At 55.6% G+C, this 1,429-nt stretch carries 1 rRNA gene (cut by a window edge); it reads left to right on the top strand.

The window, feature by feature from the left end:
* Positions 1-1,398 (top strand): 23S ribosomal RNA (locus ACIPXC_RS34900); it begins 1,372 nt to the left of the window's first position.
* The last annotated feature ends 31 nt before the right edge of the window (positions 1,399-1,429 follow it).

Raw genomic sequence — 1,429 nt, 5'->3', positions numbered from 1 at the left:
ATAAGGCTGAGACCTGATGCCGAGCCGATTGTGGTGAAGTGGATGATCCTATGCTGTCGAGAAAAGCCTCTAGCGAGTTTCATGGCGGCCCGTACCCTAAACCGACTCAGGTGGTCAGGTAGAGAATACCGAGGCGTTCGGGTGAACTATGGTTAAGGAACTCGGCAAAATGCCCCCGTAACTTCGGGAGAAGGGGGGCCATTCCTGGTGATGAGTCTTGCACTCTGAGCTGGGGGTGGCCGCAGAGACCAGCGAGAAGCGACTGTTTACTAAAAACACAGGTCCGTGCGAAGCCGTAAGGCGATGTATACGGACTGACGCCTGCCCGGTGCTGGAACGTTAAGGGGACCGGTTAGTGATCTTTCGGGGTTGCGAAGCTGAGAACTTAAGCGCCAGTAAACGGCGGTGGTAACTATAACCATCCTAAGGTAGCGAAATTCCTTGTCGGGTAAGTTCCGACCTGCACGAATGGCGTAACGACTTCTCGACTGTCTCAACCATAGGCCCGGTGAAATTGCACTACGAGTAAAGATGCTCGTTTCGCGCAGCAGGACGGAAAGACCCCGGGACCTTTACTACAGTTTGATATTGGTGTTCGGTTCGGCTTGTGTAGGATAGGTGGGAGACTTTGAAGCATCAACGCCAGTTGGTGTGGAGTCGCCGTTGAAATACCACTCTGGTCGTGCTGGATGTCTAACCTCGGTCCGTGATCCGGATCAGGGACAGTGTCTGATGGGTAGTTTAACTGGGGCGGTTGCCTCCCAAAGGGTAACGGAGGCGCCCAAAGGTTCCCTCAGCCTGGTTGGCAATCAGGTGTTGAGTGTAAGTGCACAAGGGAGCTTGACTGTGAGACCGACGGGTCGAGCAGGGACGAAAGTCGGGACTAGTGATCCGGCGGTGGCTTGTGGAAGCGCCGTCGCTCAACGGATAAAAGGTACCCCGGGGATAACAGGCTGATCTTCCCCAAGAGTCCATATCGACGGGATGGTTTGGCACCTCGATGTCGGCTCGTCGCATCCTGGGGCTGGAGTCGGTCCCAAGGGTTGGGCTGTTCGCCCATTAAAGCGGTACGCGAGCTGGGTTTAGAACGTCGTGAGACAGTTCGGTCCCTATCCGCTGTGCGCGTAGGAATATTGAGAAGGGCTGTCCCTAGTACGAGAGGACCGGGACGGACGAACCTCTGGTGTGCCAGTTGTCCTGCCAAGGGCATGGCTGGTTGGCTACGTTCGGGAGGGATAACCGCTGAAAGCATCTAAGCGGGAAGCCTGCTTCAAGATGAGTATTCCCACCTCCTTGAGAGGGTAAGGCTCCCAGTAGACGACTGGGTTGATAGGCCAGATGTGGAAGCCCGGTAACGGGTGGAGCTGACTGGTACTAATAGGCCGAGGGCTTGTCCTCAGTTGCTCGCGTCCACTGTGTTAGTTCTGAA

This window comes from Streptomyces sp. NPDC090021 (assembly GCF_044748225.1).
Classification (GTDB): domain Bacteria; phylum Actinomycetota; class Actinomycetes; order Streptomycetales; family Streptomycetaceae; genus Streptomyces.
This window is presented reverse-complemented; position numbering and strand designations above follow the sequence as displayed.